A 21,805-nucleotide genomic window follows, 5' to 3' on the forward strand; every position below is an offset into this window, starting at 1 on the left:
ATGTCTATTCTTTTTAGACTTTGGACTTTGGACTTTGGACTAATTGCTATTTGTAACTTCTTTGAACTAGTTTGATGTTTTCGTAAACCAATGCTTCTTTGTGTAAAACAGCATCACTAGGTTTTCCTTTGTACTCCCAAGCTGCTACGTAAGCAAAGTTTTCGTCATCACGCAACGCTTCCCCTTCTTCAGTTTGGTATTCTTCACGGAAGTGACCTCCACAAGATTCATTACGGTGTAAAGCATCTTTGGCGAACAACTCACCCAATTCTAAGAAATCGGCAACACGAATTGCTTTTTCTAATTCTTGGTTGAAACCTTTATCAGTTCCAGGAACCTTTACATCTTTGTAAAACTCTTCACGTAAAGCTGCAATTTCAGAAATAGCTTCGTTCAAACCTTTTTCGTTACGAGCCATACCAACTTTGTCCCACATGATTTTTCCTAATTTCTTATGGAAATAATCAACTGAATGTGTTCCTTTATTATCCATAAAGTTAGCAATCAATTCTTTTACACTGTTCTCAGCTTCAACAAACTCAGGTCTATCAGTAGAGATAGCTCCCATTTTGATATCTGGAGCCAAGTAATCACCAATAGTATATGGCAATACAAAGTATCCATCAGCCAAACCTTGCATCAAAGCCGAAGCCCCTAGTCTGTTTGCACCGTGATCAGAGAAATTAGACTCTCCAATTGAAAAACAACCAGGAATAGTTGTCATCAAGTTGTAATCAACCCATGTTCCACCCATTGTGTAGTGAACCGCTGGATAAATCATCATAGGGGAAGTATAAGGATCCTCATCTACAATTTTATAATACATTTGGAACAAGTTCCCGTATTTACTTTTTACAATTTCAGTACCTAATTTAGTGATCAAAGCACTGTCATTAGCATCTAAACTTTTCACATAAGCAGCTTCAGCACCGTAACGCTTGATAGCAGCGGCAAAATCTAGGTAAACTGCTTCACCTGTTTTGTTTACTCCAAAACCAGCGTCACATCTTTCTTTAGCCGCACGAGATGCAACATCACGTGGTACCAAGTTACCAAATGCAGGATATCTTCTTTCTAAGAAATAATCTCTATCTGCTTCTGCTAAATCAGTTGCTTTTTTCTTTCCTTCACGAATTGCTTTTGCATCTTCCAATTTTGCAGGAACCCAGATACGTCCATCATTACGTAATGATTCAGACATCAAAGTCAATTTTGACTGGTGATCTCCTGAAACCGGAATACATGTTGGGTGAATTTGAGTATAACAAGGATTTGCAAAGAAAGCTCCTTTTTTATGGATTTTCCAAGCTGCAGTAGCATTAGAACCCATTGCATTAGTTGACAAGAAAAATACATTTCCGTAACCTCCAGAACCAATAACTACAGCATGAGCTGAATGTCTTTCGATTTCACCAGTAATCAAATTACGAGCAATGATTCCTCTTGCTTTACCATCAATAATTACTAATTCTAGCATTTCGTGACGGTTGTGCATTTTTATTTTCCCACGACCAATTTGACGGTTCATTGCTGAATAAGCTCCTAACAATAATTGTTGTCCAGTTTGACCTTGTGCATAAAAGGTACGAGAAACCAAAGTTCCTCCAAAAGAACGGTTGTCCAATAATCCACCATATTCACGAGCCAATGGCACTCCTTGAGCCACACATTGGTCAATAATATTTGATGAAACTTCAGCCAAACGGTGTACGTTTGATTCACGAGCGCGGTAATCTCCTCCTTTTACAGTGTCATAAAACAATCTGTAAACAGAGTCACCGTCTCCCTTATAATTTTTTGCTGCATTGATTCCCCCTTGTGCTGCAATAGAGTGCGCACGACGTGGTGAATCTTGAAAGCAAAATGCTTTAACGTTATATCCTAACTCTGCTAAAGTAGCAGCTGCAGAACCTCCAGCCAACCCTGTCCCTACAACGATAATATCTAAATTACGTTTGTTAGCAGGATTTACTAAATTAATATGATCTTTATAATTTGTCCATTTGTCCGCAATTGCGCCATCTGGTATTTTTGAATCTAATGCCATTGATAATTGAATATTAATGAGTGAAATGATGAAATAATGCTACAACTACAAATCCAAAAGGAATAACAATTGCGAAACCTAATCCGAAATTCTTCATGCCTTTCGTGTACTTGTTATTTTGTCCAACTGATTGAAAAGAAGAACTAAATCCATGTTGTAAGTGCAAAGACAACAATACAAAAGACAAGCAATACAAACCTGTACGTACTGGGCTTTCAAACTTCTCTGCCAACTCATGGAAATATCTTGTTTCATTCAAAGGACCAAATTCTACATATTTATATGCCATCTCTGGAACCCAGAAATCATAAAAATGCAGTCCTAAAAAAGCCAAAATCACAGAACCTGAAATAATCATGTTACGTGATGCCCAACTTGCATTAGCAGCTCCATTGTAACTTGCGTAAGACACAGGTCGTGCTTTTCTGTTTTGAAGATCCAAAACAAACCCCATAATAAAGTGAAAAATCACCCCTACAATAAGAATTGGTTGAATAACAAACTGAACCAAAGGATTATTCCCCATGAAATGAGAAATAGAATTGAATACAGACTCACTAAAAACCGAAGTCATATTGATAAAAAAATGCTGTGCTAGAAACAACATCAAAAACAGTCCTGAAAGTGCCATAGCTACTTTTTTTGCTATTGACGATTTCAATAATCCAGATTTTGCCATAATATTTATAGAATATAATTTAAAAAGTACACAAAAATAAGGCAAAAAGGCACCAACTACAACCTTTTCGTTATTATTTATAATCATTTTAAAGTGTTTAATCTGTTATAAATACCTACACCCCTAAAACAGCTTTAACATTTTACAAAACAACTACTTAACATCCAAAAAATCTACAAAAAGCAAAAAACAGATAGCTTTAGGTATTACGTAATTGTCAAAAATAAATACTAAATAATAAGAATATAATAATTTATCTGCTCTTAATTTTCTATTCCATAAACACACAAATCCCAACAATTTTGTGTGTTAAACTATTTTGTTATCCCTTTGCTAAATCCACCATCAAAAGTGTGAATTTTAAATTTATAATTTTAAAAAAAGCATATTCCTTATGGTCCTAAATTATCCAAAAATTACCAAAACCGTAAACTTATTAGAACTTTACGTCTTTAAGCCTTAGCGCCAAAACAATTTAACTACAATCAAGTTTCTGTTTTCTACTTCGAAACAAATCCAAATTGTTTAAATTTGTTATCTAATTCGTACCATAATGAAATACCATTCTATAGATTCAAATTTATTCATAAAAAATCGCAAGAAATTTGCGGCCCAAATGAAACCCAATAGCATTGCCGTTTTCAACTCCAATGACATTTATCCCGTAAGCGCTGACAGTACACTGCCCTTTGCACAACACCGTGACATCTTTTACCTCTCAGGAATTGATCAAGAAGAAAGCATCTTATTACTTTTCCCTGATGCTCCTTACGAGAATCAAAAGGAAATGTTATTTCTCAAAGAAACCAACGAACATATCGCCATTTGGGAAGGTGCTAAACTTAATAAGGAACAAGCTTTTACTGTTTCTGGAATCAAAACCGTGCATTGGTTGCAAAATTTCGAAAAAGTGTTAGCAGAGCTAATGTCCTATTGTGACACTATTTATATCAACACCAATGAACATTACCGCGCCACGATTGAAACCGAAACACGCGAAGCCCGTTTTGTAAAATGGTGGAAAGACAAATATCCTGCGCACACTGTAGCCAAAAGCAATCCTATTTTGCAACGCCTCCGCTCTGTAAAAGAAACCGAAGAAATTGACCTTATTCAGAACGCTTGTAATATTACCGAAAAAGGATTCCGACGCATCTTGCCCTTTGTAAAACCGGGTGTAATGGAATACGAAATCGAAGCCGAACTAATTCATGAGTTCATTCGCAATCGTTCCAAAGGATTTGCTTATACGCCCATCATCGCTTCAGGAAATAGCGCCAATGTGTTGCATTACATCGAAAATAACAAAACCTGCAACGCTGGCGAATTAATATTAATGGATGTAGCCGCAGAATATGCCAATTATTCTAGCGATTTAACCCGAACTATCCCCGTTTCTGGACGTTATTCCGATAGACAAAAAGCGGTTTACAATGCTGTTTTACGTGTCAAAAACGAAGCAACTAAAATGCTAACACCCGGCACACTTTGGAAAGAATACCAAGCTGAAGTAGGTGAAATAATGACCTCCGAATTACTAGGTTTGGGATTAATTGACAAAGCCGAAGTGCAAATCGAAAACCCAGAATGGCCCGCTTACAAAAAATATTTCATGCACGGCACCTCACACCACATGGGACTCGATACCCACGATTACGGAATTTTAACCGAACCTATGCAAGCCAATATGGTCTTTACCGTTGAGCCTGGAATCTACATTCCCGAAGAAGGTTTCGGCATCCGAATTGAGGATAATGTAGTCGTTCAAGAAAGCGGAGAACCTATTAACCTCATGAAAAACATACCAATTGAAGTGGAAGAAATCGAGAGTTTGATGAATTCGTAAACAAGAAAATAGAAAACAGAGAATAGAATATAGAAAATAGACGACCCAGATGGAGTCGTCTATTTTTTTTAGGAGCAGAAATATTCATTTTCATAACAAATATTCGTCCCGCTATCCATTACAATCTCTAGTTTTTGCTACCGCAACACTAGAGGATTTTCATTGCTATCGGGGCTATAATAAACTTTCTATTTTCATAACTACAATTTACCAAACTGTTAAATCGATGCAAAGGAACTTTTCTAATTTTCAAAAAGGCGGTATCTTTTCCCTTCAAATAAAAACAACATTTACAGTTTAAAAAATAGCATTATGCAAGCACACGAAATAGATTACGCCATTTTTGGCGAAGAAATGCAGTACGTAGAAATCGAACTCGACCCACAAGAAATTGTCATAGCCGAGGCAGGCAGTTTTATGATGATGGACAACAATATCCAAATGCAAACTATTTTTGGAGACGGTTCTGACCACCAGTCAGGGATTTTCGGCAAATTACTTAGTGCCGGAAAACGAGTCCTCACAGGCGAAAGTTTGTTTATGACGGCTTTCATCAATCAAAACAATAACAAAAGTAAGGTTTCTTTTGCCGCTCCTTATCCCGGAAAAATATTGGCGATAGATTTGCGCCAACACCAAGGAAAATTCATTTGTCAAAAAACTGCTTTCCTCTGTGCCGCCAAAGGCGTTTCTATCGGAATAGAATTCTCCAAAAAACTAGGAAGAGGCTTTTTTGGAGGCGAAGGATTCATCATGACCAAAATCGAAGGAGACGGTCTGGCATTTATACATTCCGGCGGAACTTTAGCCAAAAAAGAACTGCAAGCCGGAGAAATTCTAAAAGTAGACACGGGTTGTATCGTAGGTTTCACCAAAGATGTGGATTATGATATTGAATTCATAGGCGGAATCAAAAACTCCATTTTTGGAGGCGAAGGATTATTCTACGCCACACTTCGTGGTCCCGGAACGGTTTTCGTGCAATCACTTCCCTTCTCTCGACTGGCCGACAGAATAATTGCATCAGCACCAAAATCTGGCGGAAGTAGCCGTGACGAAGGTAGTTTACTTGGAGGTTTAGGAAATTTATTGGATGGCGATAATCGGTTTTAACGACGAGTCCTTCGAAGGCTTTAAACCATCGAAGGACTCCCTATTTAAATTTCAACTATTTTATTATCGCTACACTTTCTTAATCACATAAGTGACAATTCCCCAAAGGATGAATTGGTTTTCTTCAGTGACTTTTATGGGACTGTATTCGGGGTTTTCAGGCAGGAGATAAAGGCAATCTTTTTCGACTTTTAGGCGTTTGACGGTGAATTCGCCATCGACAAAACAAATGGCGATGGCATTATCTTTGGGCTGTAGACTGCGATCTACGATGAGTACATCTTGGTCGTTAATTCCAGCATCAATCATTGAATTTCCTCGTACTTTGATGTAAAAAGTAGCCAAAGGATTTTCGCTCAACTCCTTATTGAGGTCAATATTGTTTTCCATAAAGTCGGCCGCAGGGGAAGGGAATCCTGCCGAAACACCTTCGGAAATAAACGGGATTCGCAGTTTACTTTCAAAATCAGGTTTGAAAAAACTAAGTTTGGTCGGTTTCTTTATTGGCATTTTATTTCGAGAATATCTTTATAATCAGTGGTGAATTTTTTGGACAAATAATTTTGATTCATGTCCCAAGTCAATTTCAAATTCTGTGAGCCCAATTTTATTTTGGCATTTCCCATTTTGCTATTGAGTTGGTCAATGGTTAACATCAAAGCTTGGTGTTTGGGATTTTCTTCCTCAAACAATTGAAATTGCTTTTTGTCTTGGTCAATGAGTTCGGTTACGATTACGCCCGCTTTTTTGAACTTAAGGTGTTCGTTTCCTTTGTGTAATTCTTTTAGCAAGGCCACCGCAGTATTAGCGATCGTGATGCTGGAGTTGGTTGCATAAGGCAAAGTCACCGCTTTATTGAAATAATATTTGGTGGTTTCTATTTTATACTTATCAATCACGAGCATAACGATTATGGTATGGCAACAGGATTTTTGTCTTCTTAGCTTTTCGGCACAAACGGTCGCGAATGTAGTTAGTCGTTCTCGTAGCAAATCATAATCGGAGATTTGTTTAGGAAAACTTCTAGTAATGGAAATACTTTTCTTTTGATCTGAAATGGGTTCTAAATCCAATACTGACTTTCCTTCTAGCTCATATTTGAGTCGCATACCTATGACTCCCATTTCTCTTTTGACCCAAGCTTCGTGTCTGGGTTCTATAAAATCTAATGCGGTGTTGATGTTGCGAAGTTTTGCTTTTTTGGCCCACCGATTTCCAATACCCCAAACGTCTTCAATTTTTGTCCACTGGAGTGCTTTGATTCGTTTTTCATCAGTGTCTATGACATAAACTCCCGCGGTACGTTCTTGAAATTTCTTCGCAATTTTGTTCGCGACTTTTGACAAAGCTTTGGTAGGCGCATACCCCACGCATATAGGAATGCCGACCCATTTTTTGATCTGCTTTTTCATTTGAACACCGTAGTCATGAAAATCATCTATCTGCATGCCGTCAAAATTCAGAAATGCTTCGTCAATGCTATAAATTTCAGCATTAGGACTATACTGAGATAGAATAGCCATTACGCGATGGCTTAGATTGCCATACAATGCATAATTTGAGGAGAATACTTTTATATTTTTCTCTTTGATAAGGGCTTTTATTTGAAAAGCTGGAGCCCCCATGGGAACACCAACGGCTTTTGCTTCATCACTTCGAGAGATTACGCAACCATCGTTATTAGACAATATTACAACGGGTTTTCCAACGAATTCTGGCTGGAAAACGCGCTCACAGGAGGCATAAAAATTATTACAATCGACTAACGCATACATCTAACAAAATTACGTAATATTTAGAAACTGGTTTTCTGCACTAGAAGGTATTTTGGTGATTGTTGATAAATAGACAAGATTGGGATTTATAAATTGGTTTTCAATGAAGTACGATGCCCTGCCCCAGACAGGAACGGCAGCCCTGACTGAAAAACGCTATTTTTTTTCGGGAGTAGCTGAGCGACCGAAGGAAGCTCCTGCTACGACCTAGCAAAAAAAGCGTTTTGATGGAGGGCTATAGTAGATGGCTGGAATAGGCCTTGAAAAACTATTGTTATTAAATGGAGAATAACTTTTGGAAGTCGTTTGTTTTACCAAAAAATTAAAATTCTAAATTTGCCACCGAGTCACTTTTAATCTACAGTATTGAACCAAATTCAGCACAAAAACACGAATATTTTTTATACCGATTCCGGCAAGGGAACGGCGATTGTTTTGTTACACGGTTTTTTAGAAAACCAGAAAATGTGGGATGCTTTTATGCCTGAATTTTTGACAAAAAACCGCGTGATTACCATTGATTTATTGGGTCATGGCGAGACGGAATGCATGGGTTATATCCACACGATGGAGGATAATGCGGAGGCCGTACATGCAGTGCTAATTCAATTGCGGATACGAAAAGTAATTTTGGTAGGGCATTCTATGGGCGGTTATGTCGCGCTGGCTTTTGCTGAATTGTTCCCCAATATGGTCAAAGGTTTAGTGTTACTCAACTCAACTTCTAGAGCGGACAGTGAAGAGCGTAAAGTCAATCGCGACCGAGCTATTAAGGCGGTAAAACAGTCGTATGTGAATTTTATTTCTCTTTCGATTGCTAATTTATTCTGCGAAGGGAACCGAGAACGCCTTGTAAACGAAATCGAAATTGTAAAGAAAGAAGCTCTGCGAACGCCTCTTCAAGGTATTGTGGCTTCTCTTGAAGGAATGAAAACACGTATTGACCGTGAGGTTTTATTGCACTTGACGCCTTACCCAAAAATGTTGATTCTAGGCGAGAAAGACCCTGTGCTTCCGTATGAAGAAACCAAATCACAAATTAAAGAAACACAAGTCCAATTGGTTACTTTCGCTGATGGCCACATGAGCACAATTGAAAACCAAACTGAGGTGACAACGGTTTTACAGAAGTTTTTTAAAAACATTTGAAAAAAATCAAAGGTCAATTCCAAAAGTCAAAGATCAATTTCCAAAATCAATGACAATACCTTGCACACTTAGAAAAACTTTACCGTATTTATATTAAATCAAAAATCGTTAATCTTAAATCCTTGTGAACCTTGCGAAACCTTTGCACACTTTGCGGTTAAATCACAAATCGTTAATCGCCAATCGTTAATCAGAAATCCTTCTAAACCTTCTCCTCAAACGCTATATTTTCATCCAGTATTTCTCCCAGCAACAACACAATCTGCTCTAAGAAATTTTCCATAATGAGCGCATCGATTTTGTAATTATCTATTTTTCCATCTTTGAAATTAAAAGGCAAGAAACCCGACTTTAGGTTTTTGAACGATATAATTCCCGCTTCGATCGATTTGTCTCCTGCGTGTTGCTCGTACATGAAGGCATATGCCAAGACTTGAATGATTTTGTCGTGTTTGATTTCATCAATCAATCCGTTCCATGATTTTAGGGTAACAGATGATTTCTCCACTTTTCCTGTTTTGTAATCAATGATGCGAATGGTTCCGTTGCGTTCTTCGATTCTATCTACGTTTCCTTTGATCAATACCGGAAACGGCAATAATGGATGTTCTAGCAGGCGTTGAAAAGTAGTTTCGAGCGCAATAATCTTGATGGCGTCACCTGCTTTAATACTTTCTAATTCTACTTTCAAGAAATTAGAGACATTGCGTTTGGCTACTTCAAAAGCTAAAAGGTTACGTCCTTTTTTTATTTCGCCTTCTTTGTAAACGATTTTAAATTGCTTTAAAACTTCTCCATCAATCAGTTTAAAAGCATTCAAAATATCAGATTCTGAAACAAACTTCCCAACAAAAGGGTCGTACAATGCTTTTAATGTTTCATGAATAATGGTACCCAAAGTATTCAAAGCTATATTCTCCTCCACTTCCTCCACTTCGCGAATGCGTACGATTTTCTGAAAGTAAAACTGCATTGGATTCCGAATATAACTCGTCAATGCCGATGGTGAAAAACCAACTTTGGCAATTTCCCGCAAGCGTTCCATTACCAAAGGAGATTTCTCAACCACCATAGGCGTATAAGCCGTTTCAGGTACGACCGCATTATAAATTTCTTGCGTTAAACTATGTTTATCCTGTTTTTCAACTTCAAGTTGGGTGATAAAACGGCTACGCTCCCCTGCGTCAAGACCATCACTTTCAGTATTATACAACAAATACACGTTTTTAGCTCGTTGTAATAAATGGTAAAAGTGATAGGTATAAATGGCATCTTTTTCTTTGAAAGTAGGCAATCCCAATTCGCGTTTCACATCATACGGGATAAAGGAATTTTGCGATTTTCCCGCGGGAAATTTCCCTTCATTCATAGAGGTTACAATCACGGTTTCAAAATCAAGGACACGACTTTCTAGTACTCCCATGATTTGCAAACCATTCAAAGGCTCGCCCTCAAAAGAAACCTCAGCCAAATCAATGATTTGCTTGTAAATTGCATGAAGTGTATCTATTTTATCAATATCGGGATGTGCGGTGTAATAATTAATAAGTTTGTTGATGACTTTGAAAATCGCATAGACAAAGGATTTTGTGATTTTTTCTTCTTCACTGTCATTACTCAAATTATTTTTGATGGTAATCAGCAATTCTGAAACGGATTCTAATACTGCTACAGAGGCATTTTCCCATTTTCGGAATAAGAGCAAAAACAAATCGGTGGGGTTTTGGTTTAAGTCGATTACTTTTTGATGGGTAATAAACGTATAATTATTCTCATTGATGATTTTGACCAACTTGGTCGTTCCTGCATAAGGTTCTACCAAAGGATGCGTCAAAATATCGAGTACATCTTTGTAATAGAACACATAATTTTTAGCATTTCGAGACAAAGCATTGGTGTGCATTTTGAATAATTTGGCAATCAAAATTTGCGCTGGATTGTTTTTACCCGAATAACCCATGGTAATATTCAAAGCACCAACACTCGCTGGCAAAGCATACAGTAGTGGAATCAAAACATTCTCTTCACCCAAAACCACAGCCACTTTATCTAAAGAAGCAGTTGGATTCTCTTCAATGATTTTTTCGATAATACTACCCGCAATTTTGGCTTGCCCAATGGTTTTTGGAGTACCAATGACTTGAATATTTTTGGTTTGCGAAAACTCATCTACAATCCATTCAAAAGGATTGGTTTTATAGTGTTTCCACGAACTTTTGAAACGTCTTATAAACAAACCCGCATCATGATAGGGGTCATTTAGAAAAGTTTGATCGGCATCCCAAAGGATTTCTGCTTTATCAACGGCAATCAATTGTTGGATAATTTTTTCTTCGGACGCATTCAACGCATTGAAACCTGCAAAAAAGAAAAAATCGCCATTTTTTGTATTCGAAAATGGAACAAGGTTGTTTACTGCTTCTCGGTATATTAACCCCTGATAGCCTATTTTTTTGGATAACAAATGAGTATAGAGTGACTCATAATACTTAGGAAGTAATTTCCAAAAATCAATATAGTTTTCTAATAATTGAGTTTTGTTTTCGACTTCAATCCCCCATTTCTTTATGTCTTCAATGTCTTTTAGGTAAGACAGAACATGTTTGGGGTCGAGTAGATAGCGATCAATCTCATTGAAATCTTGCAAAAGTGTTTTGGCCCAATTGGCAAAAAGCTCAAATGACTGTTGTTGTGATTTCTCTGTAATGGACAAATAGACTTCATAAAACTCAAATAACAAAGCAATCGAATCAATAGAACGAATGCCTGCAATATCTTGAATAAAATCTTCAATACTAATGATTTTAGGCGCACGAATATTGGTGTTGATTTGTTTTTTTAGCGCTTCTAATAAAAACACTTTAGCTCTTTTATTGGGTAAAACAATTGTTGTATGGTTAAATTGTTCTTTGTTTTTACTCAATAAATGAGAAGCAATTTTATCTAAAAATGTAATATTTGTCATTCTATAAAAATAAAAAAACGCCCCGAATTATCGGGGCGTTTTCAATATTTATTTTGAATAAAATTATTTTACTAAAATAACTTCTGTTCTTCTATTTTGAGCTTTACCAGCAGCAGTTTTATTAGTTGCAACAGGTTTAGTTTCACCAAAACCTACAGCAGATAAATTACTAGCTTTTACACCTCTTTCGATTAAAGCATCTTTTACAGCGTTTGCTCTATCTTCAGAAAGTTTTTGGTTAGAAGCATCTGAACCATCACTATCCGTGTGCCCTTCAATACTAAATTTAGCGTTTGGATATTTTTTAATGATATTAGTAATAGCATCTAATCTTACTGGAACATCAGAAGATTTGAAAGTTGATTGACCAGAGTTAAAGAAAACTGATCTAGCTTCCATTTTAATACTTTGAAGCACTTCAGCAGTTACTTCTGGGCATCCTTTGTTGCTTTTTGGACCAGCTACGTTTGGACACTCATCATCTTTGTCTAATACACCATCATTATCAGTGTCTGGCCATGGACATCCACCATTAGCTTTTTCTCCTTTTACTTTAGGACATTTATCATCTTTATCAGCTATCCCATCTCCATCAGCATCTGGACAACCTTTTAACGCTTTTAATCCAGCTTCTTTTGGACAAGCATCATCTGCATCAGTAACACCGTCACCGTCAGCATCTGGACAACCATTCAAAGCAGCAATACCAGCAACATCTGGACAAGCATCATCTTTGTCAGCAATTCCATCTCCGTCAGTATCAGGACAACCGTTAAATTGTTTCAATCCTTTTACATCTGGACAAGCATCTTGTTTATCATAAATACCATCTCCATCAGTATCTTTTCCTCCAAATTTGAAAGTAAGACCTACTGAATGTAAGAAATGACCTGGTGCATCAGGAACACCACCACCATCTACTCTGTCTCCTCCTAAAATAGAAGCGCCTTTATAGGTAGTTCCAACAGATAAACCAACAACATCTGAAAACCAGAAATTCACTCCAGCTCCTAAGTTAATAGTTCCAAAACTGCTATCCCCTAAGAAAGTATAACCTCCACCTAAACTTAAGTTAGGATCAATTACTTTAGATTTAATTGCATTCATAAAACTGTATTTTACAGCTCCATCAACTCCATAATACATTAAATCTCCAGGGTTTGAAGTCACATAGTTTCCTCCAGTATATTTTACAAATTTTTCAATTTTGTTTACCGATCCCTGAACTCCAACACTAAAATTATTCCCAACAGATCTAGCCACTCCAATGTATGAGATAGAAGGAAGGATATTCCAATTATCTTTTACTTTAAAAGCTTGAGAAATACTATTGTCAAGAAATCCTTTGTGTCCACCAGCACTAACTCTGGTATCTACTGCATTTACCCCAAACGACACTGCCCATGGGTTATTACCGTCTTGCGCTTGAGATGTCAATCCCGATACCATCAATACAGTAACTAAAAATTTGTTAAGATGTTTCATACTTATTTATTTTAATTACAATTTAGTTAATTACTAACAAAAGTAATAAGTAAATTTTTAACAACAAAACAGAATGTTAAAAAAAACCCATTAATAAACATATAAATCACATATTTTATATTATTTAATTATTTTAAAATCAAAAAGAAGTACAATTATTCAGAAAAAACACTATCTCAATGTAAATTCAATAGTATTATCAAATGTATCAATCTGAATAAACATTCTATTTACACCCTACTAAACGCATTCTGAATTCAGAAAAATAATTTAGACAGCACTCTTAACATAATCAAAGATTAACAACATTAACAGTTTCTCCAATATAAATTAGCACCTTTTTAGTCACTTTATAATCCATTAACTCAATAGCCGATTGATAACTTTCTAATTGTTTTTGGTATTTAGGGTGATGCACTCCTGTTTTATAATCTAACAATAACATTTCGTTGTTTGGAGTTAAAACCATTCGATCTGGCTTAACCGTTTTACCCTCTTTCTGAATTATGGTTTGCTCGTTCATCACTTCATTTCCTTCTTCAAAAAACACCATCAACTCTTTGTGACCAATAATTTCTTCTATGGTTTTTAGAACTGTTTCTTTTTGGCCTAAGTGGATCAAGCCCTCTTCAACAGCTTTTTCAATTGCAAAATCTATATCTTTTTTTGTTTTGACAAAGGACAAAATCTCATGTATGGTATTCCCATATTCAATAGACTCTTGTTGATGTGTTCCCCACATCAAAGCTTCGCGTTGTGCAATTTTAATGTTTTTAAAATCTAATGTTTCCTTTACTATTGGTATAATCTTAGATTTATCTACATGTTTTTGAAAGGATGAAATTTTAGTTGGAATTCCTAATTCATAAATCAGCTTTTCATTCTCAAAAACATTTATACTTTTTAAATAATCAATAAAAAAAGTAGCCATATTATTCTCTTTAGCCTCTCCTTTGCTATCTAAATTCATACTCGAAATCACATACAATTGCTCTTCGGCACGGGTTAAGGCCACATACAATACGTTCACATTGTCTAATAATTCTTCTTGCTTTTTTTGGTCATAAACTAATTTAGCCTCTTCGCCAAATCCTTCTACCGCTTTATTATTATCAATCAACACCTTAGACAAACCTAACACCTTATCATCCGTATTTAACCATAATTTATCTTTGGGTTTCTTTGCATAATCCTCTTCTGCAAAAGGAAAAATCACCACCGGAAACTCTAATCCTTTAGACTTATGAATGGTCATAATTCGCACGGCATTATTTCCTTCTGGTGACGGAATACTAAATTTACCCGAATTCTTATCCCAGAAATTCAAGAAATCTGCAATTCCAGCTTGATTACGGACATCACGTTCTAGAACAATGTCTAGAAAATATTGCACATAAGCAGAAGCCGTACTTTGTTCTGCATTTTTTAGGAATTTTGACAGTATAATCTCTACCGCCTCATACAGTGATTTTTTCCGAATGTCCTGAAACGAAAGTGTTAATTCGAATATTAGCAACCAAGTTTCAAAATCAGATTCATTTTTTAGTTCCATTCCTTTTAGAATGAAATCATGTGTTGGCAATTGATCTTGATTGTGCTCCGCTAGATAATACAAGAAATTAGCTTTAGCCTCGGCATCTGAATTATTATTGAGATACTGTAACAAATGAATGATAAAACGAACTTCGGTTGCGTTTTGAATCATTAAGGTCTCCGACGACAATAATGGGATTTTTTGCTCGGTTAAATAATTGGCAACAGCGATTCCTTGAGATCGTTTTCGTGTCAAAATCACAATATCCTTGTATTCAAACCCTTGTCGTAATACATTTTGAATAGTATTGAATGTAGCCTGAACAAATAAATCATCCTTACTTAAAAGTTCATCTTCATCCTCTTCAATTTCATCTAATTTTGGAATAAAAGAAATATTCACATAACCTCCTGTTTTATCATTTGACTTTTGATGCGAATGGTTTTCGTATAAATCTTTATAATCTGGATGCTCAAATTTAGAAGCTAATAATTTAAAAAAAGCATTATTAAAATCAATGACTTCAGAATAGCTACGATAATTTTTATCTAAATGCACCAAGTCTTTATCTGGATTACTGAATGGATTACCAGTCTTACTTAAGTCAATAAATTGTTCTGCTTTACCACCACGCCAACGATAAATAGATTGTTTTGGGTCGCCCACAATCATCAAGGTTCCTTTATCACCATAATCATCTTGACCCGAAAGAGCATTATCAATTAGTGGAAGTAGGTTTTGCCACTGCATCTCGGACGTGTCTTGGAATTCATCTATAAAAAAGTGGCGGTAGCGCTCTCCTAATCGTTCGTATATAAAAGGAGCGGGTTGGTTTTGAATTTCACGATGAATAATAGCGTTGAACTCAGAAATCGACAATACATTTTGTTCTTGTTGAATTTTTGCCAATTCATTACTGACCGTATTTAGTAATGAAAGTGGTGTAATATTTTTAAGAAAGGCTTTATAAAAATCACGTTTGGAGAAATTTTCATAAATTACTACGAGATTCTGCAGTAATTCAGGAATAATACTTTCTATTACATCACGGTCTTTGGCGGTTTTATTGATTTTTATATCGTCAAACTCATGGTAAGTTTTGTTATTGGGATTAAATTTCCCATCTACAATACTCTGAAGGTGTTTTGGAAAATATTGTCCCGAAAATGATTTTAAATCGATGCCTTTTTGTTCAATTAAAGCCAAGGTATTTTGTGCCAAATCTTTATTTTTCGCCTCGATTTCTTTGCAAACTACGATGAGCTTCTTTTTGATTTCAACAAATTCAGCGATATTTTTATCTTGAAAATGGAGGATTTCGGTACGATGATTTTCATTTAAAACCAATCTTCCCGTATCAAGAATTTCCCTCGAAATATCCCACGATTTATCATCGTCGGTTTTTTCCATGGTGAAATCAATCAGTAACTGCGTGAGTGTAGGGTCTTCACCTGCTTGTGCAATGAGCGCATCTACGGCTTCTATTAATAAATTCTCGGTATCCAAGGTGACTTCAAAAGTCATGGGCAGGTTCAAATCATGAGCGAAAGCACGAATTACTTTGTGCGTAAATTTATCTATAGTCGAAATATCAAAAGCCGCATAATTGTGAATAATGTGCTTGATGATGTGCTGCGCCTTAATTTTGATTTGAATAACAGATAATTTGGTTTCCCAATCCTTGGTATCTTCCACTAGATTGTTCATCAAGTCTAGGGCTTTGGGCGAAGGTTCATCTTTAGCAAACTCAGACAAGCTCCCTACAATACGGGTTTTCATTTCGTGTACCGCCTTGTTGGTAAAGGTGATGGCCAAAATGTTACGATAAGCATCATTTTTGGGTGCGGTAAGAATAATTTTGAGGTATTCTTTGACCAAGGCATAGGTTTTACCGGAACCTGCAGATGCGTCGTATATGGAGAAGGAATGTCTTTGCATTTTGATTAACGATTTTTGATTAACGATTTTTGATTTTTGAAGTACACTTCCTTTGAATTTATAGATTTTGCTTCCTACCACCAAATCTGCAATCGTTCATCGTTACTTTTCAATCAAAAATATATTAAAGTACCAAAGTTGTTTTTTTTGGAAACTATATTCCCTGTTATCACCATGCCCTAGCCCCGATAGGAGCGGCATCCTTTTCTTGCCTTTTTTTGACAAGAAAAGATAAAGCGGATAGCGGGAAATAGCTCCTGAAAAAACTTTGACTCTTTAGGTTTTTGTATTTTTGCTTATATAATGTTTAAAAGTAGTATTTTTGCAGTATGGAAACAAATAGACAGAAAAAAATAGGTGGGGTAATCCAAAAAGATTTGGTGGATATCTTGCAAGGTGAAGTGAGAAAAAATGGAGTGACCAATTTAATTATTTCGGTATCAAAAGTGGCTGTGACTTCAGATTTGTCTGTGGCAACGGTATATTTGAGTATTTTTCCTCAGGAAAAAGCACAAGAAATTTTAGAAGGAATTAAGTCGAATAGCAAAATAATTAAGCATGATTTGGCACAACGCGTAAGCAAGCAATTGAGACGCGTGCCTAACTTGGTTTTCTTTGTGGATGACTCCTTGGATTATATTGAGAAAATCAATAATGCCATGAAAAATCAAGAGAATCCGATTGAAAACAGAGATTTATTAGACAAACGAAGATTTCAATAAAGTTTGAATTTCCCGCTATATATAGCCCACCGCTACATTCGGAGCAATAGTAAAAACAGCGCCATCAATATCATCAATCGCATTGCGAGTATGGGAATTATTGTAGGCGCTATGGCTTTGTTTGTGGTTTTGTCTGTGTTTAGCGGGTTGAAAGAATTTAGCCTTTCGTTTACGAATAATATTGATCCCGATTTGAAAATTAGCAGTACGCTTGGCAAATCATTTGAGATGACTCCTTCGCAAGAAAATCAAATTAAGAAAATTACTGGCATCGCCTCTTTCTCCAAAATTATTGAGGAACGTGTTTTGTTTGTTTATGATGACAAACAGGAAGTGACTTATTTGAAAGGTGTGGATTCTCAATTCACCAAAGTCAATCCGATTGTTGAATCGCTGTATAACGGACAATGGTTTGAATACAATACGGCTCAAGTTGTTGTGGGGTATGGACTGGCGCAGAAATTTTCGATGGGGTTATTGGATTTTAATACGAACCTAGAAGTTTTTGTTCCAAAGCCAGGAAGAGGAGGTATCAACTCAGCTGATGATGCGTTTAATAAAACTATCATTTACCCAATAGGAATTTATGCTATAAGTGAAGATTTAGATTCTAAATATGTTTTTGCTGATTTGAGAATGGCTCAAGATTTACTGGAATACAATAGAAATCAGGTTTCGGGCATTGAATTTAAAGAAAAACCCGGAGCTGATGAAACGGCAATTACAGCTCAATTGAATGCTATTTTCAAAAATAAAATCACGGTAAAAAATAGAGCACAACTTAATGAGTCGCTTTACAAAATGTTGAATACGGAGAATATTGCCGTTTATTTGATTTTTACTTTGGTGATTATTATTGCACTTTTTAACTTGATTGGCGCATTAATCATGATGATTTTGGACAAAAAAGGAAACTTGAAAACCCTTTTTAACTTAGGAGTCGAGATCAAAAGTTTGCGAAAAATATTCTTATTACAAGGAACGTTGTTAAGCTTTTTTGGTGGCCTTATTGGTCTATCGCTCGGAATTGTAATTGTGCTTTTTCAGGAATATTATGAACTAATCATGATTACTCCAACTTTGCCTTACCCTGTAGTGTTTTCGCTTGAGAACGTGGTTATCGTGATGGGAACGATTATGGTTCTTGGCTTTATCGCTTCGTTGATTGCGAGTAGTCGAGTGAGCGAGAAGTTGCTGGATTAGAAAAAAATGATTAACGATTGGTGATTAACGATTGGTGATTTTTGATTTAAAAAAAAGACGAATTCCACTAATTGACACGAAATTATGGGTGTAAATTAGTGGAATTTATATTAACTGTTTTATCTTAATATTAATTATACCGCTTCGTAATCGGCGTAAACTTGTTCGATTTCGTTTAGAATAGCAAACAGCTCTAATGGATTGTCTTCGGTAACCAATTTTTGTTTGAAAGGTTTGAACGAATGAATTCCTTTGAAATAATTGGTATAATGAGGACGAGTTTCTACAATTCCTAAACGTTCGCCTTTCCATTCCATTGCCCAGGTTAGGTGGTTACGTACGGCTTCTACTCTATCGACTACGGTTGGTTTTGCCAAGTGCTCACCAGTTTTGAAGAAATGTTTAATTTCGTTGAAAATCCAAGGGTAACCAATGGCTGCACGGCCAATCATGATTCCGTCAATGCCGTATTCATTTTTATAGTGTAATGCTTTTTCGGGGCTGTCGATATCTCCATTTCCGAAAATAGGCATGGTGATTCTTGGGTTGTTTTTGACGCGGGCAATATGTGACCAGTCGGAATGACCTTTGTACATCTGCGCTCTTGTACGGGCGTGAATGCTCAAAGCGGCAACACCAATATCTTGTAAACGCTCGGCAACCTCATCAATATTGATGGAATTATCATCCCAACCCAATCGGGTTTTTACGGTTACGGGTAAATGAGTACTATCGATAACGGCTTGGGTTAAGCGAATCATTAAATCAACATCTTTAAGAACTCCAGCTCCAGCTCCTTTGCAAACTACTTTCTTGACGGGACAACCAAAATTGATGTCAATAATATCGGGGTTTACGGCAGAAACAATTTTTGAAGACAAGGCCATGGCTTCTTCGTCACCACCAAAAATCTGGATTCCGACTGGGCGTTCATAGTCGAAGATGTCTAATTTCATTCGGCTTTTGATGGCGTCACGGATAAGACCTTCGGATGAAATAAATTCAGAGTACATCATATCGGCACCATGCATCTTACACAATCTACGGTAGGGCGGATCGCTCACGTCCTCCATGGGTGCAAGTAGTAATGGGAAATCTGGTAATTCTATGTTGCCAATCTTAATCATCTGCTTAAATTTTGTGCAAAATTACGCTTTTTAAGAGAATAGAAAAAAGATTAAAGAATAAAGCCTTCGTAATATAGTTTTTAGTAGGTTATTTCGTTTCGCAAAGACGCACAAAGAAGACGCAGAGATGCGCAAAATAATAAAAAAATAATGAGCTTTTCTAAACTTTAAAATCTTTGTCATTGGTTTGTACTATAAGACTTTGAAGCTACCGAATTTAGCGTATATTTGCAGATTAATTGTCTGGTTTTGCGTGAGGGATAGTAGTGGAGCTCTTTTTTATTTTTCAATTGCCACGGGTTTAAACCCGTGGCAATTGAAAAATAAAAAAAGCGGGAACGATTAGCCCGACGGCTCCCGACCCTTCGGGATTCTGCCGGCACGCCCTAATTGAGACGACATACATTATTGATATTTAGATAGAATGAAAAAAATAAGGAATTTTTGCATTATTGCACACATTGACCACGGTAAAAGTACGCTTGCTGACCGTTTGCTTGGGGCAACTCAAACTGTGACGGCTCGTGAAGAGAAGGCGCAATTGCTGGATAACATGGACTTGGAACGTGAACGTGGAATTACGATTAAGAGTCATGCAATCCAAATGGAATACACTTATAAGGGAGAGGAATATATCCTGAATTTGATTGATACTCCGGGACACGTCGATTTTTCGTATGAGGTTTCGCGTTCGATTGCGGCTTGTGAAGGAGCCCTTTTGATTGTTGATGCAGCACAAAGTATCCAAGCACAAACGATTTCAAATTTATATTTGGCGTTGGAAAATGACTTGGAAATTATTCCGGTTTTGAATAAAGTTGATTTACCATCGGCGAATCCTGAAGAGGTAAGTGATGATATTATTGATTTGCTAGGTTGTAAATTGGAGGATATTATTCATGCTTCGGGAAAAACAGGTTTTGGTGTCGAAAATATTTTAGCAGCGATTATTGAAAAAATCCCCCCACCAAAAGGAAATATCGATGAGCCGTTACAGGCTTTGATTTTTGACTCGCATTACAATCCATTTCGTGGTATTGAAGTAATTTTCCGTGTGAAAAACGGACAAATTAAAAAAGGTCAGAAGATAAAATTCATGGCTACCGGCAATGAATATTTTGCAGACGAAATTGGTACGTTGAAATTGAACCAAGTTCCGAAACAAGTGATTTCGGCTGGTGATGTTGGATACTTGATATCTGGAATTAAAGAAGCAAAAGAAGTAAAAGTAGGAGATACGTTGACGGATGCGAAAGTACCGACAACGAATATAATTAAGGGTTTTGAAGATGTAAAACCAATGGTTTTTGCTGGAATTTACCCTGTAGATACTGAGGATTATGAAGAGTTGAGAAACTCGATGGAAAAACTACAATTGAACGATGCGTCGTTGGTGTTTTTACCAGAAAGCTCTGCGGCTTTAGGGTTTGGTTTCCGTTGTGGATTCTTAGGAATGTTGCACATGGAGATTATCCAAGAGCGTTTGGAGCGTGAGTTTAACATGACAGTAATTACTACTGTTCCTAACGTTTCGTATCATGCTTACACCAAAAAGGAGCCTGATACGATTTTGATTGTAAACAATCCATCTGACTTGCCTGAGCCTTCTCGTTTGGATCATGTGGAAGAGCCTTTTATCAAAGCGACTATCATCACGAAGTCTGATTATGTTGGTAACGTAATGAGTTTATGTATCGAAAAACGTGGTTTGATTACCAACCAAACGTATTTGACAACGGAACGTGTTGAATTGACTTTTGACATGCCTCTAGCAGAGATTGTATTTGATTTTTATGACCGCTTGAAGACTGTATCTAAAGGATATGCTTCCTTTGATTATACACCAATTGGAATGAGAACGTCTAGTTTGGTGAAAGTCGATATATTATTGAATGCTACTATTGTCGATGCTTTATCGTCATTAATGCACACGGACAACGCTTACTCTATTGGTAAAAAGATGTGTGAGAAGTTGAGAGAATTGATTCCGAGACAACAATTTGATATTCCGATTCAAGCGGCGATTGGGGTGAAAGTGATTTCGCGTGAAACCATCAAAGCGTTACGTAAAGATGTTACTGCCAAATGTTATGGTGGGGATATTTCGAGAAAACGTAAGTTATTGGAGAAACAGAAAAAAGGTAAAAAACGTATGAGACTTGTAGGGAATGTTGAGATTCCGCAAGAAGCGTTTATGGCTGTTTTGAAATTGAATGATTAAT

14 protein-coding genes are annotated in these 21,805 nt (G+C 36.5%); 6 read left to right on the forward strand and 8 right to left on the reverse strand.

Translation table 11 applies throughout. The features are described 5' to 3' along the window. Positions 1-46 precede the first annotated feature (46 nt). Both ABZP37_RS02620 and ABZP37_RS02625 read right to left on the reverse strand, forming a co-directional pair. Complete coding sequence (locus ABZP37_RS02620) at positions 47-2,047, reverse strand: fumarate reductase/succinate dehydrogenase flavoprotein subunit (RefSeq protein WP_366185378.1); 2,001 nt, start codon at positions 2,045-2,047, stop codon at positions 47-49. Positions 2,048-2,060: 13 nt separating this feature from the next. Beyond that, complete coding sequence (locus tag ABZP37_RS02625; RefSeq protein ID WP_366187466.1) at positions 2,061-2,726, reverse strand: succinate dehydrogenase cytochrome b subunit; 666 nt, start codon at positions 2,724-2,726, stop codon at positions 2,061-2,063. A gap of 553 nt (positions 2,727-3,279) precedes the next feature. Between ABZP37_RS02625 and ABZP37_RS02630 the strand changes: the two genes are divergently transcribed. Then, the gene (locus ABZP37_RS02630) at positions 3,280-4,572 is read left to right on the forward strand and encodes an aminopeptidase P family protein (protein WP_366185380.1); all 1,293 of its coding nucleotides are present in this window, start codon (positions 3,280-3,282) and stop codon (positions 4,570-4,572) included. A gap of 312 nt (positions 4,573-4,884) precedes the next feature. After that, complete coding sequence (locus tag ABZP37_RS02635; RefSeq protein ID WP_366185382.1) at positions 4,885-5,685, forward strand: TIGR00266 family protein; 801 nt, start codon at positions 4,885-4,887, stop codon at positions 5,683-5,685. A 69-nt stretch (positions 5,686-5,754) separates the two neighbouring features. Here the strand turns inward: ABZP37_RS02635 and umuD are convergent, their stop codons facing one another. Both umuD and ABZP37_RS02645 read right to left on the reverse strand, forming a co-directional pair. Then, on the reverse strand, positions 5,755-6,195 hold the full coding sequence (umuD, locus tag ABZP37_RS02640) for a translesion error-prone DNA polymerase V autoproteolytic subunit (RefSeq protein WP_366185384.1): 441 nt from the start codon (positions 6,193-6,195) through the stop codon (positions 5,755-5,757). Next, positions 6,186-7,460: a Y-family DNA polymerase gene (locus ABZP37_RS02645; protein WP_366185385.1), complete on the reverse strand. Its 1,275-nt coding sequence runs from the start codon at positions 7,458-7,460 to the stop codon at positions 6,186-6,188. Before ABZP37_RS02645 ends, umuD begins: the two co-directional genes overlap by 10 nt. Positions 7,461-7,826: 366 nt before the next feature. Between ABZP37_RS02645 and ABZP37_RS02650 the strand changes: the two genes are divergently transcribed. Beyond that, positions 7,827-8,609 (forward strand): alpha/beta hydrolase, encoded by a 783-nt coding sequence (locus ABZP37_RS02650; RefSeq protein ID WP_366185387.1) that lies wholly within the window; start codon positions 7,827-7,829, stop codon positions 8,607-8,609. A 202-nt stretch (positions 8,610-8,811) separates the two neighbouring features. On the opposite strand, the gene ABZP37_RS02655 is transcribed toward ABZP37_RS02650, so the two are convergent. The 3 genes from ABZP37_RS02655 to ABZP37_RS02665 all read right to left on the reverse strand — a co-directional run bounded on the left by ABZP37_RS02655 (position 8,812) and on the right by ABZP37_RS02665 (position 16,531). Then, positions 8,812-11,574 carry a PD-(D/E)XK nuclease family protein gene (locus tag ABZP37_RS02655; protein WP_366185389.1) on the reverse strand — a complete coding sequence of 921 codons (2,763 nt, stop codon included), beginning with the start codon at positions 11,572-11,574 and terminating at the stop codon, positions 8,812-8,814. 63 nt (positions 11,575-11,637) lie between these two features. Continuing rightward, positions 11,638-13,059 carry an OmpA family protein gene (locus ABZP37_RS02660; protein ID WP_366185391.1) on the reverse strand — a complete coding sequence of 474 codons (1,422 nt, stop codon included), beginning with the start codon at positions 13,057-13,059 and terminating at the stop codon, positions 11,638-11,640. 292 nt (positions 13,060-13,351) lie between these two features. Next, positions 13,352-16,531: a UvrD-helicase domain-containing protein gene (locus tag ABZP37_RS02665; protein WP_366185393.1), complete on the reverse strand. Its 3,180-nt coding sequence runs from the start codon at positions 16,529-16,531 to the stop codon at positions 13,352-13,354. Between the two features lie 329 nt (positions 16,532-16,860). On the opposite strand from ABZP37_RS02665, the gene rbfA reads away from it, so the two are divergent. Continuing rightward, positions 16,861-17,253 carry a 30S ribosome-binding factor RbfA gene (gene rbfA, locus ABZP37_RS02670; RefSeq protein ID WP_366185395.1) on the forward strand — a complete coding sequence of 131 codons (393 nt, stop codon included), beginning with the start codon at positions 16,861-16,863 and terminating at the stop codon, positions 17,251-17,253. 3 nt (positions 17,254-17,256) lie between these two features. Then, entirely contained in the window at positions 17,257-18,456 is a 1,200-nt protein-coding gene (locus tag ABZP37_RS02675; protein WP_366185396.1) for an FtsX-like permease family protein, read from the forward strand. 134 nt (positions 18,457-18,590) lie between these two features. Here ABZP37_RS02675 and dusB read toward each other — a convergent pair whose 3' ends face one another. Then, positions 18,591-19,583, reverse strand: a complete 993-nt coding sequence (dusB, locus tag ABZP37_RS02680) for a tRNA dihydrouridine synthase DusB (RefSeq protein ID WP_366185398.1) — start codon at positions 19,581-19,583, stop codon at positions 18,591-18,593. A 424-nt stretch (positions 19,584-20,007) separates the two neighbouring features. Here dusB and lepA point away from each other — a divergent pair, with 424 nt between their 5' ends. Next, on the forward strand, positions 20,008-21,804 hold the full coding sequence (gene lepA / locus ABZP37_RS02685) for a translation elongation factor 4 (RefSeq protein WP_366185400.1): 1,797 nt from the start codon (positions 20,008-20,010) through the stop codon (positions 21,802-21,804). Position 21,805 lies beyond the last annotated feature (1 nt).

The sequence above is a fragment of the Flavobacterium ovatum genome (genome assembly GCF_040703125.1).
GTDB classification, from domain to species: Bacteria; Bacteroidota; Bacteroidia; order Flavobacteriales; family Flavobacteriaceae; genus Flavobacterium; species Flavobacterium ovatum.

Bases quoted from the DNA above. Each gene is read 5' to 3' on its own strand.
- ABZP37_RS02620 (WP_366185378.1), bottom strand. From the start codon at position 2,047: ATGGCATTAGATTCAAAAATACCAGATGGCGCAATTGCGGACAAATGG.
- ABZP37_RS02625 (WP_366187466.1), bottom strand. From the start codon at position 2,726: ATGGCAAAATCTGGATTATTGAAATCGTCAATAGCAAAAAAAGTAGCT.
- ABZP37_RS02630 (WP_366185380.1), top strand. From the start codon at position 3,280: ATGAAATACCATTCTATAGATTCAAATTTATTCATAAAAAATCGCAAG.
- ABZP37_RS02635 (WP_366185382.1), top strand. From the start codon at position 4,885: ATGCAAGCACACGAAATAGATTACGCCATTTTTGGCGAAGAAATGCAG.
- umuD (WP_366185384.1), bottom strand. From the start codon at position 6,195: ATGCCAATAAAGAAACCGACCAAACTTAGTTTTTTCAAACCTGATTTT.
- ABZP37_RS02645 (WP_366185385.1), bottom strand. From the start codon at position 7,460: ATGTATGCGTTAGTCGATTGTAATAATTTTTATGCCTCCTGTGAGCGC.
- ABZP37_RS02655 (WP_366185389.1), bottom strand. From the start codon at position 11,574: ATGACAAATATTACATTTTTAGATAAAATTGCTTCTCATTTATTGAGT.
- ABZP37_RS02660 (WP_366185391.1), bottom strand. From the start codon at position 13,059: ATGAAACATCTTAACAAATTTTTAGTTACTGTATTGATGGTATCGGGA.
- ABZP37_RS02665 (WP_366185393.1), bottom strand. From the start codon at position 16,531: ATGCAAAGACATTCCTTCTCCATATACGACGCATCTGCAGGTTCCGGT.
- rbfA (WP_366185395.1), top strand. From the start codon at position 16,861: ATGGAAACAAATAGACAGAAAAAAATAGGTGGGGTAATCCAAAAAGAT.
- dusB (WP_366185398.1), bottom strand. From the start codon at position 19,583: ATGATTAAGATTGGCAACATAGAATTACCAGATTTCCCATTACTACTT.
- lepA (WP_366185400.1), top strand. From the start codon at position 20,008: ATGAAAAAAATAAGGAATTTTTGCATTATTGCACACATTGACCACGGT.